16 protein-coding genes are annotated in these 17,004 nt (G+C 68.4%); 7 read left to right on the forward strand and 9 right to left on the reverse strand.

Features of this window, described 5'->3' with window-relative positions; all coding sequences use genetic code 11:
* Nucleotides 1–2: 2 nt before the first annotated feature.
* The 3 genes from FZ033_RS04795 to FZ033_RS04805 are packed head-to-tail and all read right to left on the reverse strand — an operon-like array spanning nucleotide 3 to nucleotide 3,066.
* Nucleotides 3–1,268 (reverse strand): adenosylmethionine--8-amino-7-oxononanoate transaminase, encoded by a 1,266-nt coding sequence (locus FZ033_RS04795; protein ID WP_149574997.1) that lies wholly within the window; start codon nucleotides 1,266–1,268, stop codon nucleotides 3–5.
* Nucleotides 1,265–1,906 carry a dethiobiotin synthase gene (gene bioD / locus FZ033_RS04800; protein WP_149574998.1) on the reverse strand — a complete coding sequence of 214 codons (642 nt, stop codon included), beginning with the start codon at nucleotides 1,904–1,906 and terminating at the stop codon, nucleotides 1,265–1,267. Before bioD ends, FZ033_RS04795 begins: the two co-directional genes overlap by 4 nt.
* Nucleotides 1,903–3,066, reverse strand: a complete 1,164-nt coding sequence (locus tag FZ033_RS04805) for an aminotransferase class I/II-fold pyridoxal phosphate-dependent enzyme (RefSeq protein ID WP_149574999.1) — start codon at nucleotides 3,064–3,066, stop codon at nucleotides 1,903–1,905. Before FZ033_RS04805 ends, bioD begins: the two co-directional genes overlap by 4 nt.
* A 395-nt stretch (nucleotides 3,067–3,461) precedes the next feature.
* Between FZ033_RS04805 and FZ033_RS04810 the strand changes: the two genes are divergently transcribed.
* The 3 genes from FZ033_RS04810 to FZ033_RS04820 all read left to right on the forward strand — a co-directional run bounded on the left by FZ033_RS04810 (nucleotide 3,462) and on the right by FZ033_RS04820 (nucleotide 7,257).
* The gene (locus FZ033_RS04810; protein ID WP_012114903.1) at nucleotides 3,462–3,923 is read left to right on the forward strand and encodes a (2Fe-2S)-binding protein; all 462 of its coding nucleotides are present in this window, start codon (nucleotides 3,462–3,464) and stop codon (nucleotides 3,921–3,923) included.
* Between the two features lie 3 nt (nucleotides 3,924–3,926).
* The gene (locus FZ033_RS04815; protein WP_188079304.1) at nucleotides 3,927–6,152 is read left to right on the forward strand and encodes a xanthine dehydrogenase family protein molybdopterin-binding subunit; all 2,226 of its coding nucleotides are present in this window, start codon (nucleotides 3,927–3,929) and stop codon (nucleotides 6,150–6,152) included.
* Nucleotides 6,153–6,585: 433 nt separating this feature from the next.
* The gene (locus FZ033_RS04820) at nucleotides 6,586–7,257 is read left to right on the forward strand and encodes a VIT1/CCC1 transporter family protein (RefSeq protein WP_188079305.1); all 672 of its coding nucleotides are present in this window, start codon (nucleotides 6,586–6,588) and stop codon (nucleotides 7,255–7,257) included.
* A 50-nt stretch (nucleotides 7,258–7,307) separates the two neighbouring features.
* Here the strand turns inward: FZ033_RS04820 and FZ033_RS04825 are convergent, their stop codons facing one another.
* Nucleotides 7,308–7,637 carry a 2Fe-2S iron-sulfur cluster-binding protein gene (locus FZ033_RS04825; RefSeq protein WP_149575001.1) on the reverse strand — a complete coding sequence of 110 codons (330 nt, stop codon included), beginning with the start codon at nucleotides 7,635–7,637 and terminating at the stop codon, nucleotides 7,308–7,310.
* Nucleotides 7,638–7,686: 49 nt separating this feature from the next.
* A complete protein-coding gene (mtnC, locus tag FZ033_RS04830; protein WP_149575002.1) occupies nucleotides 7,687–8,352 on the reverse strand; it encodes an acireductone synthase in 666 nt (221 codons plus the stop codon).
* Nucleotides 8,353–8,801: 449 nt separating this feature from the next.
* Here mtnC and FZ033_RS04835 point away from each other — a divergent pair, with 449 nt between their 5' ends.
* Together FZ033_RS04835 and FZ033_RS04840 are read left to right on the forward strand one after the other, a co-directional pair.
* Nucleotides 8,802–9,965 (forward strand): FIST signal transduction protein, encoded by a 1,164-nt coding sequence (locus tag FZ033_RS04835; RefSeq protein ID WP_149575003.1) that lies wholly within the window; start codon nucleotides 8,802–8,804, stop codon nucleotides 9,963–9,965.
* A gap of 79 nt (nucleotides 9,966–10,044) precedes the next feature.
* Entirely contained in the window at nucleotides 10,045–10,926 is an 882-nt protein-coding gene (locus FZ033_RS04840) for an aldo/keto reductase family protein (RefSeq protein WP_149575004.1), read from the forward strand.
* 42 nt (nucleotides 10,927–10,968) lie between these two features.
* Here the strand turns inward: FZ033_RS04840 and FZ033_RS04845 are convergent, their stop codons facing one another.
* On the reverse strand, nucleotides 10,969–11,295 hold the full coding sequence (locus tag FZ033_RS04845) for a hypothetical protein (protein ID WP_149575005.1): 327 nt from the start codon (nucleotides 11,293–11,295) through the stop codon (nucleotides 10,969–10,971).
* 131 nt (nucleotides 11,296–11,426) lie between these two features.
* On the opposite strand from FZ033_RS04845, the gene FZ033_RS04850 reads away from it, so the two are divergent.
* Nucleotides 11,427–11,717 (forward strand): hypothetical protein, encoded by a 291-nt coding sequence (locus tag FZ033_RS04850; protein ID WP_210247858.1) that lies wholly within the window; start codon nucleotides 11,427–11,429, stop codon nucleotides 11,715–11,717.
* Between the two features lie 13 nt (nucleotides 11,718–11,730).
* Here FZ033_RS04850 and FZ033_RS04855 read toward each other — a convergent pair whose 3' ends face one another.
* Genes FZ033_RS04855 through FZ033_RS04865 form a run of 3 tightly spaced genes read right to left on the reverse strand, consistent with a single transcriptional unit; the run spans nucleotide 11,731 to nucleotide 14,341 of the window.
* Nucleotides 11,731–12,381 (reverse strand): response regulator, encoded by a 651-nt coding sequence (locus FZ033_RS04855; protein WP_149575006.1) that lies wholly within the window; start codon nucleotides 12,379–12,381, stop codon nucleotides 11,731–11,733.
* Nucleotides 12,378–13,883 carry an ATP-binding protein gene (locus tag FZ033_RS04860; protein ID WP_149575007.1) on the reverse strand — a complete coding sequence of 502 codons (1,506 nt, stop codon included), beginning with the start codon at nucleotides 13,881–13,883 and terminating at the stop codon, nucleotides 12,378–12,380. Before FZ033_RS04860 ends, FZ033_RS04855 begins: the two co-directional genes overlap by 4 nt.
* Complete coding sequence (locus FZ033_RS04865) at nucleotides 13,880–14,341, reverse strand: hypothetical protein (protein WP_149575008.1); 462 nt, start codon at nucleotides 14,339–14,341, stop codon at nucleotides 13,880–13,882. The genes FZ033_RS04860 and FZ033_RS04865 overlap by 4 nt, the downstream gene beginning before the upstream one ends.
* 743 nt (nucleotides 14,342–15,084) lie before the next feature.
* Between FZ033_RS04865 and FZ033_RS04870 the strand changes: the two genes are divergently transcribed.
* Complete coding sequence (locus tag FZ033_RS04870) at nucleotides 15,085–16,971, forward strand: methanol/ethanol family PQQ-dependent dehydrogenase (protein ID WP_149575009.1); 1,887 nt, start codon at nucleotides 15,085–15,087, stop codon at nucleotides 16,969–16,971.
* Nucleotides 16,972–17,004: the final 33 nt, after the last annotated feature.

Genomic DNA, 17,004 nt, shown 5'->3' on the forward strand with positions numbered 1-17,004 from the left:
GCTCAAGCCCGCCCGAAGCGGTCGGCCGCTGTGGCGATGGCCCCATAGACGAGGTCGAGGTCCTCAGCCGTGGTGCAATAGGGCGGCATCACATACAGCGTGTTGCCAAGGGGTCGAATGAGCAGCCCCTCGTCCCGGAAGAAGGCGGCAAGCCGCGGCCCCACATCCGCCAGATAGCCGGGATCGGGCGCCGCAAGGTCCAGCGCCGTGATGGTGCCGAGGCGGCGCACGTTGGCAAAGCGCCGGTCGTCGCGAAAGCGCGCGAGGCGATCTTCCTGCGCCGACCCGAGGGCGGCGAGGCGCCTGCCGACCGGCTCCTCCGCCCAGATCTTCAGGTTGGCGACGGCCGCCGCGCAGGCGATGGGATTGGCCGTGAACGAACTGGAATGGAAGAAGGTGCGCGCCCGGTCGATGGAATAATGGGCATCGAAGATGGCGCTCCGGCACAGGGTGACGGCCAGCGGCAGCGAGCCGCCGGTGAGGCCCTTGGCGTAGCAGGCGATGTCCGGCACCACGCCCGCCTGTTCGCAGGCAAACAGGGTGCCCGTGCGGCCGAAGCCGGTCATCACCTCGTCGGCGATGAAGAGCACGCCGTGGCGGGCACAGATCGCCGCCATTTCGGCCAGCACCGCCGGGCCATAAATGTACATGCCGCCGGCGCCGAGGATCAGCGGCTCCACCAGCAGCGCGGCGGGCGCCTCCCGGCAGGCGGCTTCCAGCGCGTCCAGGGTCGCCTGCTCGCGGCCGGCCTGCGGAAACGGCAGCCGCGTCACCTCGAACAGGAACGGCTCGTAGGCCGCGTTGTAGACGCCGCGCGCGCCCACCGACATGGTGCCGATGGTATCGCCGTGATAGCCGTGCTCCAGCGCGAGGATGCGGGTGCGCTGCTCACCGGTGTGGCGCCAGTAGCCCGCAGCCATTTTCAGCGCCACCTCCACGGCGGTAGAGCCGCTGTCGGAGAAGAAGACGTGATCGAGCCCCTCCGGCGTCATGGCCACGAGGCCGCGCGCCAGCGCTTCGGCAGCCGGATGGGTATGGCCGGCGAAGATCACCTGGTCGAGTTGCGCGGCCTGTTCCGCGATGGCGGCGACGATGCGCGGATGGCAATGGCCGTGGGTGATGACCCACCACGAGGAAATGGCATCGAGGATGCGCCCGCCGGCGGCGGTCTCCAGCCACGCGCCCTGTCCGCGCACCACCACCGGCGGCTCCGGCGCAAGCGCGTGCTGGGTGAAGGGATGCCAGACGGGAGAAGGGCTTGCGGTCATGGCCGGAGGTCCTCTCGGCGGAAATCATCCAGCGTGAAGGCGTCCGCGAAGGCCGCCTTGAGCGTGTCGGGCGCCACTGCGGACAGGTGCGGAAGGCGCCCGAGGCGGCGCGTGCCGCCAAGGTCAGCGATGATCTGCTCGCTGTCCTCGTTCGCGTCGCCGATGAAGGCGACGCCATGGATCGCGATGCCCCGCCGCGACAGGGCCTCGATGGCGAGCAACGTGTGGTTGATGGTGCCGAGGCTGGTGCGCGCACACAGGATCACCGGCAATCCCCACGCCGCGAACACATCGGCGAAGAGCCGGCGGCGGGTGAGCGGCACCAGCGGTCCGCCGGCCCCTTCCACCACCAGTGGTCGCGTAGTCACCGGAAGCACGAGCGCGTCCGGGTCTATGGCAATGCCCTCGGCCTCCGCCGCCCGGTGGGGAGAGGCCGGCAGGGCGAGTCGGTAGGCTTCCGGCAGGATGCGATCGGGCGCGAGGCCCGACAGCCGCTGCACCACCTGAGAATCCGTCTCTTCGTCCAGGCCAGCCTGCACCGGCTTCCAGTAGGCCGCATCCAGGGCGCCTGCGAGGGCAGCCGCGAACACGGTCTTGCCGATACCGGTGTCCGTCCCGGTGACGATGTAGCCGGTCATGGGGCCGACCTTTCCGCCTTCGTTCCCGGTTCCGCCGCGAGGGCCAGCCTGAGGGCATCCACCAGCGCGTCCAGAGCCGTTTCAGGAACGTTGAGCGTGAGCGCGACGCGCAGGCGCGCGGTGCCCTCCGGGACAGTGGGCGGGCGGATCGCGCGCACGTCGAACCCCTGCGCCTGCAAGGCGGCGGCGATAGCGGTCGCCCGTCGGTCCGAGCCGAGAATGACCTTCTGGATCTGCGAAGAGGTCGCCGGCAGGCCGATCCCCGCCAACGCCCCCCGGGCATGGGCGATGCGCGCCATGAGGCGGTCCCGCCGGTCCTGCGCCGCCTCGACGAGGGTCAGCGCCGCCCGCACGGTGGCGGCCAGCAGCGGCGACGGCGCCGTAGCGTAGATGAAAGGCCGCGAACGGTTGACCATGTAATCCTTCAGCCCGCGCGGCAGGCACACCAGCGCGCCCATGACGCCCAGCGCCTTGCCGCAGGTGTGCAGCGTCACCACGTTGGCGCGCCCTTCCAGATGCGCGGCAAGGCCCCGCCCCGCCGGCCCATAGACGCCGGTGGCGTGGGCCTCATCCAGCAGCAGCATGGCGTCGTGCCGCTCGGCCACGGCGCACAGATCGTCCAGCGGGGCGAAATCGCCGTCCATGCTGTAGAGGGTTTCCGCCGCGATCCAGGCCCGGCCCCGCCCGCCCTTGGCGCGCCAGGTGCGGATGGCGTCGTCCACGCCTCCCGCGTCGGCATGCCGCGTGGCCACGGCCTCCACGCGCTCGGCCGACGAAGCCCCGGCGAGGCCCTCATGGACGCTGGCGTGGATCAGTTCGTCATAGACCACAAGATCGCCCCGGCGCGGCAGGGTCGATACCAGCGCGGCGTTGGCGGCAAATCCGCCGGCGAAGAACAGGGCCGCCTCGGCGCCGAAGAAGGCCGCTGCCTCGGCTTCAAGTGCCTCGTGCTCCGGGTGGTTGCCGCGCAGCAGGCGCGATCCGCCGGCCCCGAGCGGCACGCCGCGGGCCAGCGCGGCGGCGGCCGCCTGCCGCAGTTCCTCGGACTGGGCGAGGCCGAGATAGTCGTTGGAGGCGAAATCGGCCCCCTGCGCGGGTGCCAGCGTGCGCAGCCGGCCCCGGCGGCCCAGCGCCGCGAGCGCCGCCTCATGCGCCTCCATGCGAGGCCCCGCCGGTGTCCATGCCCGTCATGCCCCGCCGCGCGAAGCGGGCGGACTCGCGATCTTGCCCGGCTTTGGCCACGGCGCGAAACGGGTCTGCCGGAGGATTGCACCGCGCGGCCACCATGCCGATCTCCGAATGAGCGATCAATTTTCTCGATTTATCGCGCGTAACTTCCACAGGATCCCGGAAACGACAAGTAGCCCTTCCGCGCGTGCTCCCCGGATCGTGAAGCCGCCGCAGTCTGGAATCCGTCAAGAAAGCGGGCTAGCATACCGGTCTGGAACCATCTGCGTCGGGGCGACGCCATGGTTCCTTGGGGCGTGTGGAATACGCGTCCCCCTCCCCTATCGAGCACAGATGCGGCTGTGCCTCTCGCAACAACGAGGTACCCATGGCCGTCACACTCACCGTGAACGGACAGGCGCGCACCGTCGACGCCGATCCCGATACCCCGCTGCTCTGGGTCCTGCGCGACGAACTTGATCTCGTCGGCACCAAGTTCGGCTGCGGCCAGGCCCTGTGTGGCGCCTGCACCGTGCATCTCGACGGCACCCCGGTGCGGTCCTGCCAGACCGCGCTCGGCGATGTCGGCGACGGCAAGGTCGTCACCATCGAAGGCATCCAGGGCCGCGAGGCCGAAGCGGTCCGCGCTGCCTGGGTCAGCCTCGACGTGGTCCAGTGCGGCTATTGCCAGTCCGGGCAGATCATGTCCGCCGTGGCGCTTTTGGCCGAGAACAAGAAGCCCACCGATCCCGACATCGACGCGGCGATGGACGGCAATGTCTGCCGCTGCGCCACCTACCACCGCATCCGGGCCGCGATCCATGACGCGGCCCGCCGGCTGGAGGCCTGATACATGCACATGCTACAGAAGCTGGAGCCGGGCGCCGTTTCCGGCCTTGCCGCCGCGCTCTCCGGCGCCGCGCAGACGCCGCTCTCCCGCCGCTTCGTCCTCGCCGCCATGGGCGGGGCGGGCATCGGCCTCGTGCTCGGGCTCAGACCTGAGGTGGCGCACGCCGCTCCGGCCGGCGCGGACGCAGCCGGGCAAGCCTTCAACCCCTTCGTCAAGATCGCGCCGGACGGCACGGTCACCGTCATCGTCAAGCATCTCGACAAGGGCCAGGGCATCGCCACCGGCCTTGCGACCCTCGCCGCCGACGAGATGGATGCAGACTGGTCCAAGGTGACCACCCAGTTCGCCCCCGCCGACGCCAAGACCTACGGCAACGCCTTGTTCGGCGGCGCCCAGGGCACCGGCGGCTCCACCTCCATCGCCGCGAGCTACACCGTCTACCGCACGGCGGGAGCCGCCGCCCGCGCCATGCTGGTGGCCGCCGCAGCCAAGCAGTGGGGCGTCGATCCCTCCACCGTCAAGGTCTCGAACGGCGTGGTGAGCGCCGGCAGCCGCAGCGCCGGCTTCGGCGCCCTCGCCGAGGCCGCCGCCAAGGAGCAGGTGCCTGCCGAGCCGAAGCTGAAAGAGGCCGCCGCCTTCACCCTCATCGGCAAGGAAGGCGTCCACCGGGTGGACAACGTGGCCAAGACCACGGGCGCCCGCATCTACACCCAGGACCTCAAGCTGCCGGACATGCTGGTGGCGGTGGTCGCCCATCCGCCGCGCTTCGGCTCCACGCCGAAGAGCTTCGACGCCACCGCCGCGAAGGCGGTGAAGGGCGTGAAGGACGTGGTGATGGTGCCGCAGGGCGTCGCCGTGCTGGCCACCACCACCCACGCCGCCATCAAGGGCCGCGACGCCCTGAAGGTGGAGTGGGACGAAAGCGGCGCCGAGACTCGCAGCACCGCCGACATCCTCGCCGACTATCGCGGCGCGCTCACCAAGCCCGGCCTGCCGGTGGAGGCCCACGGCGACGTGGAGGCAGCGCTCAAGGCCCCCGGCGTGAAGCTGGTGGAGGCCGAGTTCGAGTTCCCCTATCTCGCCCACGCCGCCATGGAGCCCATGAACGCGGCGGCGCAGGTGAAGGACGGGGCGGTCACCATCTGGACCGGCTCGCAATTCCCCTCGGCCGACCTGCCCAACGCGGCCCGCACCGCCGGCGTGGCGCCGGACAAGGTGGAGATCGTCAGCCAGTGGGCCGGTGGCAGCTTCGGCCGCCGCGCGCTCGCCAGCTCCGACTTCGTGGTGGAGGCGGTGGCCATCGCCAAGGCTCACGGCAAGGGCGTGCCGGTGAAGCTGGTGTGGACCCGCGAGGACGACATGAAGGCCGGCTATTATCGGCCGTTCTACGTCCACAAGGTGCGCGCGGCGGTGGATGCCTCGGGCAAGCCGGTGGCGTGGCATCACCATGTGGTCGGCCAGTCCATTCTCGCCGGGACCTTCTTCGAGCAGGTCATGGTGAAGAACGGCGTCGATGAGACCTCCATCGAGGGCACCCACGGCGCCTACGACATTCCCAACGTGAAGGTGGAGCTCACCACCATGAAGGCCGGCGTGCCGGTGCTGTGGTGGCGCTCGGTGGGCCACACCCACACCGCCTATGCGGTGGAGGTGGTGATGGACCAGCTCGCCCGCGCGGCGGGGCAGGACCCGGTGGCCTTCCGCCTCGCCCATGCCACCGACGAACGGCTGAAAGCCGTCATCCGCCTCGCCGCCGACAAGGCGGGCTGGGGCACGCCGCTGCCGGCGGGCCGCACCCGCGGCATCGCCGCCCACAAGAGCTTCAACACCTATGTGGCGGAGGTGGTGGAGATTTCCCTCGCCGATTCCGGCGTGAAGGTGGAGCGCGTGGTGGCGGCGGTGGATTGCGGCGTGGTGGTCAATCCGGACGTGGTGCGGGCCCAGATCGAGGGCGGCATCGGCTTCGGCCTCGGGGCCGCGCTTCATGATGCCATCACCCTCGACAAGGGCGCCGTGGAGCAGGCCAACTTCGACACCTACGAGCCCCTGCGCATGTCGCAGATGCCGAAGGTGGAAGTGCATATGGTCGCGTCGGCCGCGGCGCCTACGGGCGTGGGCGAGCCGGGCGTGCCGCCCCTCGCGCCCGCCGTGGCCAATGCGGTGCTCGCCGCCACCGGCCGGCCGGTCCATCGCCTGCCCTTCGCCGGGCAGGCGTTCAAGCCGGCCTGATCACAGGCCAACCGACATAATACCAAAGGCCCGTGAGCTTGACTCATGGGCCTTTGGTCAAGCCCGCGCGGCGCCTGAGCGCGACCCTCTCGGCGCCGGTCAAAGACCGGAGCCCTTGGTATAAGATGGTGGCGGGGCAGGCTTGCCCTTCCCCCCGCGCCACTACCCATCCACCAAGCCTGAAGACCGCCTGCTCCCGGACTTTGAAAGCCCGGCCCTCCTCATGAACGCACGCCGGCTTGGGCATCTCGCCCACCGGCCGCGCCTCAGCATGCGGCGTCACCTCACCAGGACTTCGACTCCGGGCAGCCTACGGCGCGCCATGCCTGCCGCGTGGGGCGGCCTTACGCCCCGCCGGCGCACCTCTTACCTCCGCGGGGGGAAAGGGGCACCATGGGCGCAACAGTCAGGATCGGCCCGAAGGGAAACACGCATGTCGGCAGCCGCGCGCATCCTCGCCTCGCTCAAGGCCTCCATTGGCGACGTGGTGTTCGGCATGGAGGACGGCACCGTCTCCATCTTCGGCCTCGTCTTCGGTGTCGCCATCAGCACCGATGATCCGCAGACGGTGCTGATCGCCGGGGCCACGGGGGCGGCGGCCGCGGCCGTGTCCATGATGGCGGGCAGCTATCTCGATGCCGAATCGGTGCGGGATGCCCGCCGGGCCCGCCGCGACGGACCGGTGGATCCGCTCATAGCGCACACCGAGGCGCAGGCCATCACGTCGGCGCTCGCCCGCAGCGGCATGGCGCCCCAGGATGTGACGCTGGTGGCCGACGCCTTCGCCCGCGCGCCGCGCGCCGTGGCAGGCCTGCGCACGGAACTGGCCGAAGCGGACGACGGGGCGAGCCCCACGTCCCATGCCTTCTGGATGTTCATTTCAGACCTCTTCGCCGGGTTCACGCCGGTGCTGCCGTTCGCCTTCCTGCCCATGGACAGCGCCCGCATCGTCTCCCTCGTGCTCACCACCGTGCTGCTGGTGGCGCTCGGCATCGGCCGCGGGCTGGTGGCGAAACGCTCTGTGGTGCGCGCCACGCTGGAGACTTTGGGGATCGCCGCCGCCGCCGCTTTGGCCGGCATCGCCATGGGCCACTTCCTGTCCTGACGTGGCCGCAGAGCCGAACGCGCCGGCTCGGAGCGCCGGACGCCCGGCGCTCAGAAATCGCCACCATCGTCGGGCGCGATCACCACGAGCATCCGCTCCAGACCCGGTTCCAGCTTGAGCTGGCAGGACAGCCGGGAGGCCAGGGTGCGGTAGCGGCTCGTCGCCAGCATCCGGGCTTCTCCCGGCCCGACCTGCGGCAGCACGACCCCTTCGGGTGGGGTCACATAGACATGGCAGGTGGCACAGGCGCAGCCGCCGCCGCACTGGGCGACCACCTCTTCCACGCCCGCCTTGCGCATGGCCTTCAACAAGGTCGCGCCGTCCCGGCCCGTCACCTCCATCTGGTCGCCGTTGCGCGTCTGTACGGTGAAGCGTGCCATGTCCCAGCTTTGTCCCAGCTTTCAGTCGGTGAAATGCGCTGCGCCCGCCCTACCCAATGGTCACCGCAGCGTAATCTACGGCCACCGGATGGTTGCCGCCCCCGCCGCCCTCCCGCGCGATCCGCGTAGTGGCGAGGCCGGCGGCCTTGGCGGCATCCAGCTCGTCCTCATTCTCGGACAGCACCAGGATCTCCGCCGCCGGCAAGGCCAGTTGCTCGGCGATGGCCTTGTAGGATTCTTCCTCCAGCTTCTGGCCGACGCGGGTATCGAAGAAGCCCTCGAACAGCTCCGCCCCCGCCGACCCGAGCCACAGCCTCTGCGCCAGCTCGGAGCTGGACGAATAGGTGAACAGGCGGATCCCGGCCTCCTTCCAGGCGCCAAGGCTCGGTGCCACATCCGGGAAGATCTCGGCGGTGAAGGCGCCCGCCTCATAGCCCTGCTGCCAGATCCGGCCCTGGATGATCTTGAGGGGTGTCGGATTGCGCCCCTGCTTCATCCAGCGCTGCAGCAGCGCCTCCGCCTCCACGGGCTTCAGCGAAAAGCCGCCCATGAGGCGCCCGGCTTCCTCCAGCGCCTCCTCGATATCGTCATCCTCGGCATGGGTGGCGATGAAGGCGCCAAGCTGCTCCCGGGCATAGGGCAGCAACGTTTCCTTCAGAAAGGACAGGGGACCGGCGGCCCCCTCGATGTCGGTCAGGATGGCTCTTATGGTCATGGACGAGCCCCCGCCGGCGCCGTGCGTGGCGGGATATGCTCCCCCGATTGTTTGGAAATCGCCATGGACCGGGTGCTCCGTGCCGTGATCAGGCCTTCAGTGCAGGCCCAAGCACCGGGCGTGCCAGAGGGACACGCCCCTTCACGGACGAACGCGCCGCCGGCCCGGCAAGACGGAGCACAGGCTTGTTTTCGAACATGGAGCGTCGAACACAAGAGCGCGGCTCGGGAAAGGCGCGTGACGGCGATTGCCGGCATGTTGATTGCATCGTCTCGAAGGATGAACCAGACGCTGTCATTCTCCGACACATGCTTCCCGTCACAGGATGGCCTGAACAGCGGGTTTGCCGCACATGGCGATCGCCAACATGCCATGACGGCGCCTCGGCTTCCGGCGGGCATTGTGTGCCTTTCCTTTCGGCCCCACACCTTTCGTGCAGATATCCTCATATGAGCAAGTTCATCTGTGCCCATGCCGGCGATGCCAAATGGGAAATCGCGCTGGGGTCCTGCTGGGGCCAGGTCCGCTACCAGCTTCAGGATGCCCCCAGGCCCAATCTGGGCTGGTGCTACCTCACCGACCATTACACCCAGGCGGCGGGGAACATCATGGAGGCGCTGCGCGAGCACATGCCGGGGGTCCATTGGGTGGGCACGGTGGGCGTCGGCGTGGGGGCGGAAGGGGTGGAATATTTCGACGAGCCGGCCATGGTGCTCATGCTGGCCGATCTGCCGCCGGACTCCTTCAAGCTGTTTTCCAGCCCTCAGCCGCTGCAAACGCCCCCGGAAGGCGGCTCGAACGGCTTCGAGGCCTTCACCGCGCTGGTCCATGCGGACGGTGGCAGCCCCGACCTGCCGATCCAACTGAAGGACCTGAGCGGAAAGACCACCACCGGCTACCTGTTCGGCGGCCTGTCCTCGGCGCGGAACCAGCCCCTGTGCTTCGCCGACGAGGTGTTCCTCGGCGGCCTTTCCGGGGTGGCTTTCGGCCCAGAGGTACCGGTGCTGTCCCGGGTCACCCAGGGCTGCCAGCCCGTCGGCCCCCAGCGCACCATCACCCGCGCCGAAGGCAATTATCTGGTGACCCTCGACAAGGACCGGGCGCTGGACTGCGTGCTGGAGGACCTGGGCCTGAGCCTCGACATCCCCGACCCGGAGCTGCGCAATGAACTGGCCCAGACCCTCGCGGGGCTGATCGCCGCCGACGAGGACGTGTCCGCGAAGCCCGGCCAGTTCGGCACCAATACCGAGGTGCGCCATCTGCTGGGTGTCGGGCGCCAGAGCGGCGTCCTGGTGGTGGCGGAGCAGATCGCGGCGGGCATGAAGCTCGCCTTCTGCAAGCGCAACGCGGAGGCGGCCAAGCATGACCTGCTGCGCATCGTCGGGGAGGTCCGGGCCCAGGCGGAGGCCGCCGGCGGCATCCGGGGCGCCCTGTACATCAGCTGTTCCGGGCGGGGCGGCCCCCATTTCGGCCACCGCAACGCGGAATTCCAGATGGTCAGCGAGGCCCTGGGCCCGGTGCCCCTGATCGGCTTCTTCGCGGGCGGGGAGATCGCCCGCCACCATCTCTACGGCTACACCGGGGTGCTGACGGTCTTTACCGGGGCGGCCTGAGGACGGGGAGGGAAATGATGAAACCACAGCGCTTTCCCGCCAGGCCGACCCCGGTTCGCACGCCCGTGGAGGCCTGAGCATGCCGGCTGCGGATCGAGCCTCGACGGGCAGCGGCGAAGACCCGGGCCGCATCGTCTCCGCGCGCGGGGTGGCCATGCCCCGGATCCTCTACGGCACGGCCTGGAAAAAGGAACGCACCGCCGCGCTGGTGGAACTGGCGCTGCGCTCGGGCTTTCGCGGCATCGACACCGCCTGCCAGCCCAAGCACTACCACGAGCCGGGGGTGGGCGAGGGACTGGCGGCCGTGTTGGGATCCGGGCTCACTCGCGCGGACATCTATCTGCAAACCAAGTTCACTGCCGTCGCAGGGCAGGACCCCGACACTATCCCCTACGATCCCAAGGCCAGCCTGGGCGAGCAGGTGCGGCAATCCTTCCAGGCCTCGCTCACCAACCTGCGCACCGATTATCTCGATGGGCTGGTCCTCCATTCCCCCTATCCCGAAGACACGGATACGCTGGAGGTGTGGCGCGCCATGGAAGGCCTTTGCGAGCAAGACCGCGTCCGTCAACTGGGCATCAGCAACTGCTACGACCTGCGCCGGCTCGAAACCCTTTGCCGACAGGCTCGGATCAAGCCGGCGCTGGTCCAGAACCGCTTCTATGCCAAGACCAAATACGACCGGCGGCTTCGCGCCTTTTGCGGCAACAACGGCATTCTCTACCAGAGCTTCTGGACCTTGACTGCCAATCCCGAGGTCCTGGCCCAGCCAAGCCTCGTCGCGCTGGCCGCCAAATATGGCCGCACCCCGGCCCAGGTGTTTTTCCGCTATCTGACCCAGATGGACATGGTCTGCCTGACCGGCACCACGTCACAGGACCACATGAGCCAGGACCTGGCCATCTTCGAGTTTCGCCTGAGCCCCGCCGAGTGCGAGACCCTGGACGCCCTGCTGCACTGATCCCGGCGGAGGCCATGGGGGAGCCTGTCGCCCGAAGGGCGCCTACCGCCCGCGCTGGTCCCAGGAGCCGCCCATGGTCTGGACGAGGTGGATATAGTCGAACACGTCGCTCAGCATGAAGTGGCGGTTCTCGACGGTTGTCATGTGCGCGACCGTATGCGGGTCCCCTTCGAGATAGCGGAAGGCGGTGGTGCGGAACTGCTCGGGCAGGCTGAGATTGAACGCAGAGGGCTGGGTGAGCATGCGGCAGATCTGATCGAACAGCAGCCGGAACCGCTCGTCCTCGGGGTCCATGTAGACATCCCCGAAGTCTTCCTTGTACCGGCTGAAAAGGGCGAGGTAATCGCCACTGTCAGGCTTGCTCTGCATGGAGCCCATCCGTGTGTCCCTGCCGCGTAATGGCGCGGCAATCAAAAACAATGCCACCGTGTAGCAACCCGTCGATCAGGTCAGAAAGTGCAGTACGGAACGCAGGATATCCTCATGGGGCAAAGGGAGGCATGGCAATGATCGAGGTGCGGCAGAGCGCCGGCGGGGATCCCTTGAAATTCGCGGTGGCGGTGCGCGACGACAAGGGGGAGACCCACCACGTGGTCACCATGGCGCCGGCCACCTATCAAGAGCTGACGGCGGGCGCGTATAGCCCGGCCAAATGTATCGAGGCCGCATTCCGTTTCCTGCTGGACCGGGAGGCGAAGGAGCAGATCCTCGGACGCTTCGATATGGCGGTCATCCCGCATTACTATCCGGAATTCGAGCGGAGTTTCCCCGATTACTTGTCGCAGGCGTGACGGCTGCCGCCCTTTACGCCACGCGCCCGCCCGGGGAGCCGGCCAGATACTGGATGGCGCGGTGGATCAGCTCGGCGAGGTTGCTGGCCCCGAGCTTGGCTTTGAGCTGGGAGCAGGTGTTGGCCACCGTCTTGTAGCTCACCCCCAGGTCGTCGGCGATCTGCCCATAGGCCTTGCCTTCCGCCAGCAAGGCGAGGACCTGCAGCTCGCGCGGGGTGAGGTCCGCCATGGATCCCGGCCGGCCGCGGGTGGCCAGCAGCGCCACCTCCATGGCCAGGCCGTGGCTGATATAGGGCTGGCCGCGGCGCACCTTGTCGAACGCCTCCAGAAGGTCGGCGACGGACGTGTCCTTCAGCAGATAGCCGGTGGCCCCGACCTCCAGCGCCCGGCTGGCGATCACCGGATCGGCATGCATGCTGAACACGAGGATGGGCATGCGCGCCGCTTGCGCCCGCAGCCGCCGCACCAGGGCGAGCCCGGCAAGGCCGCTGCCGTTCAAGGCGAGGTCCACGATCACCATGTCCGGCCGCTGGCGCCGGAACAGCCGATAGCCGGCAAGGGCGCTGCTCGCCTCCAGAAGTTCGCAGATCCCCGCATCCTCCAGAATGTAGCGGCACCCCTGGAGGATGATGGGATGGTCGTCGATCAGCAGAACCCTGGTCATGTCCGCGAACGCTCCAGATTGGCAGGCGGCCGGTCCCCGGCAACGGGGATCTCCACCACGAGGCATGCGCCGCCCGTTGGCGAGGCCAGGAGGCGGCAATGGCCGCCCAGCGCACGCACGCGCTCGCGCATGCCGGTGAGACCGAGCCCCTCGGCCACGGTGGCCGGCGGGCCGCAGCCGTCGTCCGTCACCACGAGGCGAAGGCGCGGCGCGGCCAAGTCCTCCTCCGACTGCGTCTGCGTCAGCGCCACGTGTACGGTGCGTGCGTCGCCGTGCCTGAGGGCGTTGGTGACGGCCTCCTGGACGCAGCGATAGAGCGTCGCGTCGTGGGCGGGACCATAATGGTCGGCGAGCCGTCCGGGCTCGAACAGGAAGCGGCGCGCGCCATCGTGCTGCCGGAAGTCGGCAAGGAGGTTCGACAGCACGTCGCACAGCGCCACGTGCTCCAGGGCCGCGGGACGGATCTTGCGCAGGAGACGCCGGTTGGCGAGCTGCATCCGCTCCACGATGCCAACAAGGGCCGAGGTTCGCGCCGCGATGCGTCCGGCGACCTCCGGCGGCGCGGCCGCGGCAAGGTTCTGCAGGGACTGGGCGCTGGCCTTGAGGCCGAACATCAGCGGCCCCAGCTCATCGTGCAGTTCACGGGACAGCTGCCGCCGCTCGTCCTCCTGCAGGCTCACGAGGCGGGCATTGAGGCAGGCATTGTCCTCGCGCGCTGCATCCAGGGCTGCGGCAAGGGCGTTGAAGCGCTCCGCCACTTCCGCCAGCTCGCGGGTGCGCGGCAGGTCCACCCGACAGGAGAAGCGGTTCTGTTCCAGTTCGCCGAGCGCGCTGCGGAATTGCCCGAGGTCGGAGCGCACTCGGCCCAGCGCGAGCGAGAGCGCAAGCAGGATGGCCGCGTTCACCGCGATGGCGACGACGGCGAAGTCGGTCACGTCCTCCCAGACTTCGTCCACCTCGTCGTCTGGCACGCCGGCGACACGCACACGGGAGAAAGGCATGCCGTTGGCTTGCACCTCGATATCCCGCGCCACCTCGCTCACGCCCACGAGGCGGGCGAACCACGCGGGCGCGCCGCCCTCGGCGTCCTTCTGCTCCGCAGACTGAGGCGGCTCAAGCAGGATGGGGCACCCCTGCGCGTCTTCGATGACGATACGAACATGGCGCAGGTGCCGCAGGTGGAGCGGCCAGCCCGCCACTTCCCCGGCTGTGGAGGCCGCGCCCCCGGGCGCCTCGGCCATCCGCTCGGCGCTCTCGCGCACCATGCGCTCGGCCATCTCGACGGAGGCCGTCATCTCCCGCGCGGCCGCCACCCGCGCATTGTGGATCACCACCGCGCCGGCCACCACGGCCGCGGCGGCATTGATGGCGAGAACGACGCCGAGGACCCGGACCCGCAACGAAGCCCGCCGTCCCACAGCCGCCGAAGGCTGCGCCCGTGGCCCTTCGCTCGACGCGGGCCGGGGCTGGAGCGAGGATGGCAGGGCACCGGGCAGGCTCATGGCTTGGGGCTCCCCTGCCCGGCCCGGGCCAGCGCCTCCAGCGCGGCGCCGCGGCCAAGCCCCGATGCCCTGAGATTGTAATAATGCTGGCAGAGGTCGCCGAAGCCCGAACGCCTGCCGGGGCGTGCGTCTTCGCGGGCGAGGCGGATGAAGTCTTCCAACAGCTCCTGCGGCGGTTCCGTCACCGCCTTGTCGGCGAGCATGCGCTGGAGCTGCGCGGTGCGGTTGGCCAGCATGCGCGGGGTTTCGTCGAACAGCGCGTCAGCTTCCTTCAGCAGCGCCGCCATGCGGGCGGGATCCGCGGGCGGGCTGGAGCGGGCGGCGAGCCAGATCTCGGGCGGCACCGCATCGGCCCGCTCCAGCCAGTCGCGCGCGGGACTGGCTTGGGCCGGCGAAGCCGCCGGACCGGATGCTCCGGCCGCGGTTTCGACGGTGGCCGCAGGCTTGCGCGCGGCCACCTCGTCCTCCCCGCAAGCGGCAAGCACGGCAAGGCATGGCCCGAGGAGCAACGCGACGCCGCGCACACGCTCCCCTCGCGATGCCGGACGGCGCCCCACACCTTGACCCGCGCGCATTCTGCGCCCTGAGAAAACTCTTATGATCTTTTGCATATGGAGATCTGAACTCTCGTCGCGCCGATTATACGTCACGACATCTAGCCCAGAACCTGAAATCCGAGCCCCGGCCCGCATCTCCGCCCCTCCTACCCCAAAACATAATTTATTGTTTTATATCATAATATTAGAACTACAACCCGACAGATATTGCCAAATCTTCCCGGATCATATTGCACAAATACCGCGAGACAACAGCCCGCGGAAGTCGTCATCTGCATGAACCAAAAGCAAATATCTAATAAAAAAATAAGAATTACGGCATTCAGGTCGCTATCGGAGGACGACCGGCACCACCCGTTTTGATCATACCCTGATCACCGACGCGCGGGCGCGCGCGCCTTTTTGCCAGCTGCCATCGTGCGGCGGGCGAAGGCCACGCCCGACGGGGCCTTCCCGTCGGCCGCCCGACGCACGCCGGCCAGCCCCCATCGGGGCGGCGCGGCGGCCGGCGCCGGGACCCCCAATGAGAGCGGGAACACCGCTCCGAAGGTGCGCGCGAACGTGCGCCACCTCGGCGAAAGGGTCCGCCGAACCTCGTCCAAGACCAAGGACTTGAACGTGAGGAAACCCCGAGGAAGCGCCAAATGACAAGACTGTTCTCTTCCGTGTCCCTGTGTGCCGTGACGCTCGCCCTGGCGGCGGGGTCCGCCGCCGTGTCCATGCCGGCGCGCGCCAACGACAAGCTCGTCGAACTCGCCAAGAGCGACGACAACTGGCCCATGACGGGCAAGAATTACGACGCCAACAACTTCAGCCCGCAAAAGCAGATCAACAAGCAGAACGTCAAGGACCTGAAGGCATCCTGGTCGTTTTCCACCGGCGTGCTGTCGGGCCACGAGGGCACGCCCCTCGTGGTGAACAATGTGATGTATATTCACTCGCCCTTCCCCAACACCACCTTCGCCGTCGGCCTGGATGATCCCGGCCGTATCCTGTGGCAGCACAAGCCCAAGCAGAACCCCACCGCCCGCTCGGTGGCATGCTGCGACGTGGTGAACCGCGGCCTTGCCTACTGGCCCGGCGACGGCAAGACGCCGCCCCTCATCCTCAAGACCCAGCTCGACGGCCACATCGTGGCGCTGAAGGCGGACACCGGCGAGGAGTTCTGGAAGCTCGAGAATTCCGACATCAAGGTGGGCTCGACCCTCACCATCGCGCCCTATGTGGTGAAGGACACGGTGCTGGTGGGCTCCTCGGGCGCCGAGCTGGGCGTGCGCGGCTACGTCACCGCCTACGACGTGCGCAGCGGCGCCCAGAAGTGGCGCGCCTATGCCACCGGCCCCGACGACCAGGTGAAGCTCGCCAACGACTTCAACAAGGCCAACCCGCACTACGGCCAGAAGGGCCTCGGCACCCAGACCTGGGAGGGCGATGCCTGGAAGATCGGAGGCGGCACCAACTGGGGTTGGTACGCCTTCGATCCGACCACCAACATGGTCTATTACGGCTCCGGCAACCCGGCACCGTGGAACGAGACCATGCGTCCCGGCGACAATAAGTGGACCATGACCATCTGGGGCCGCGACATCGACACTGGTGAAGCGAAATTCGGCTACCAGAAGACGCCTCACGACGAATGGGACTACGCCGGCGTCAACGTGATGATGCTGTCCGAGCAGAAGGACCAGACGGGCAAGATGCGCAAGCTTCTGACCCATCCGGACCGCAACGGCATCGTCTACACCCTCGACCGCACCGACGGCACCCTCATCTCCGCCGACAAGATCGACGATACGGTGAACTGGGTGAAGCAGGTGGACATCAAGACCGGACTGCCGCGCCGCGATCCGGAATTCGGCACGCGCATGGATCATGTGGGTCGCGACATCTGTCCCTCGGCCATGGGCTACCACAACCAGGGCCACGACAGCTACGACCCCGAGCGCAAGTCGTTCTTCATGGGCATCAACCACATCTGCATGGATTGGGAGCCCTTCATGCTGCCCTACCGGGCGGGCCAGTTCTTCGTCGGTGCGACGCTGAACATGTATCCCGGCCCCAAGGGCGACCGCCAGAAGGTGCTCGGCCTCGGCCAGGTGAAGGCCTATGACGCCATCAACAACAAGTTCAAGTGGGAGGTGATGGAGCGTTTCGCGGCCTGGGGCGGCACGCTTGCCACCGCTGGCGGCGTGATGTTCTACGGAACGCTGGACGGCTTCATCAAGGCCCGCGACAGCGACACCGGCCAGTTGCTCTGGAAGTTCAAGCTGCCGTCCGGCGTCATTGGTCATCCCATGACCTATACCCACAAGGGCGTGCAGTATGTCGCCATCTACTACGGCGTCGGCGGCTGGCCGGGCGTGGGCCTGGTGTTCGACCTGAACGACCCCACCGCCGGCCTCGGCGCCGTGGGCGCCTTCAAGCAGCTTCAGCACTACACCCAGCAGGGTGGCGGCGTGATGGTCTTCTCCCTCGACGGGAAGGGCCCCTACGACGATCCGAACGTGGGCGAATACGGCTCGGGCGGCTGATCGCCCGCAAGCCTTGGGGCGGATGACCTCCGA

It is taken from the genome of Xanthobacter oligotrophicus (assembly GCF_008364685.1).
Classification (GTDB): domain Bacteria; phylum Pseudomonadota; class Alphaproteobacteria; order Rhizobiales; family Xanthobacteraceae; genus Xanthobacter; species Xanthobacter oligotrophicus.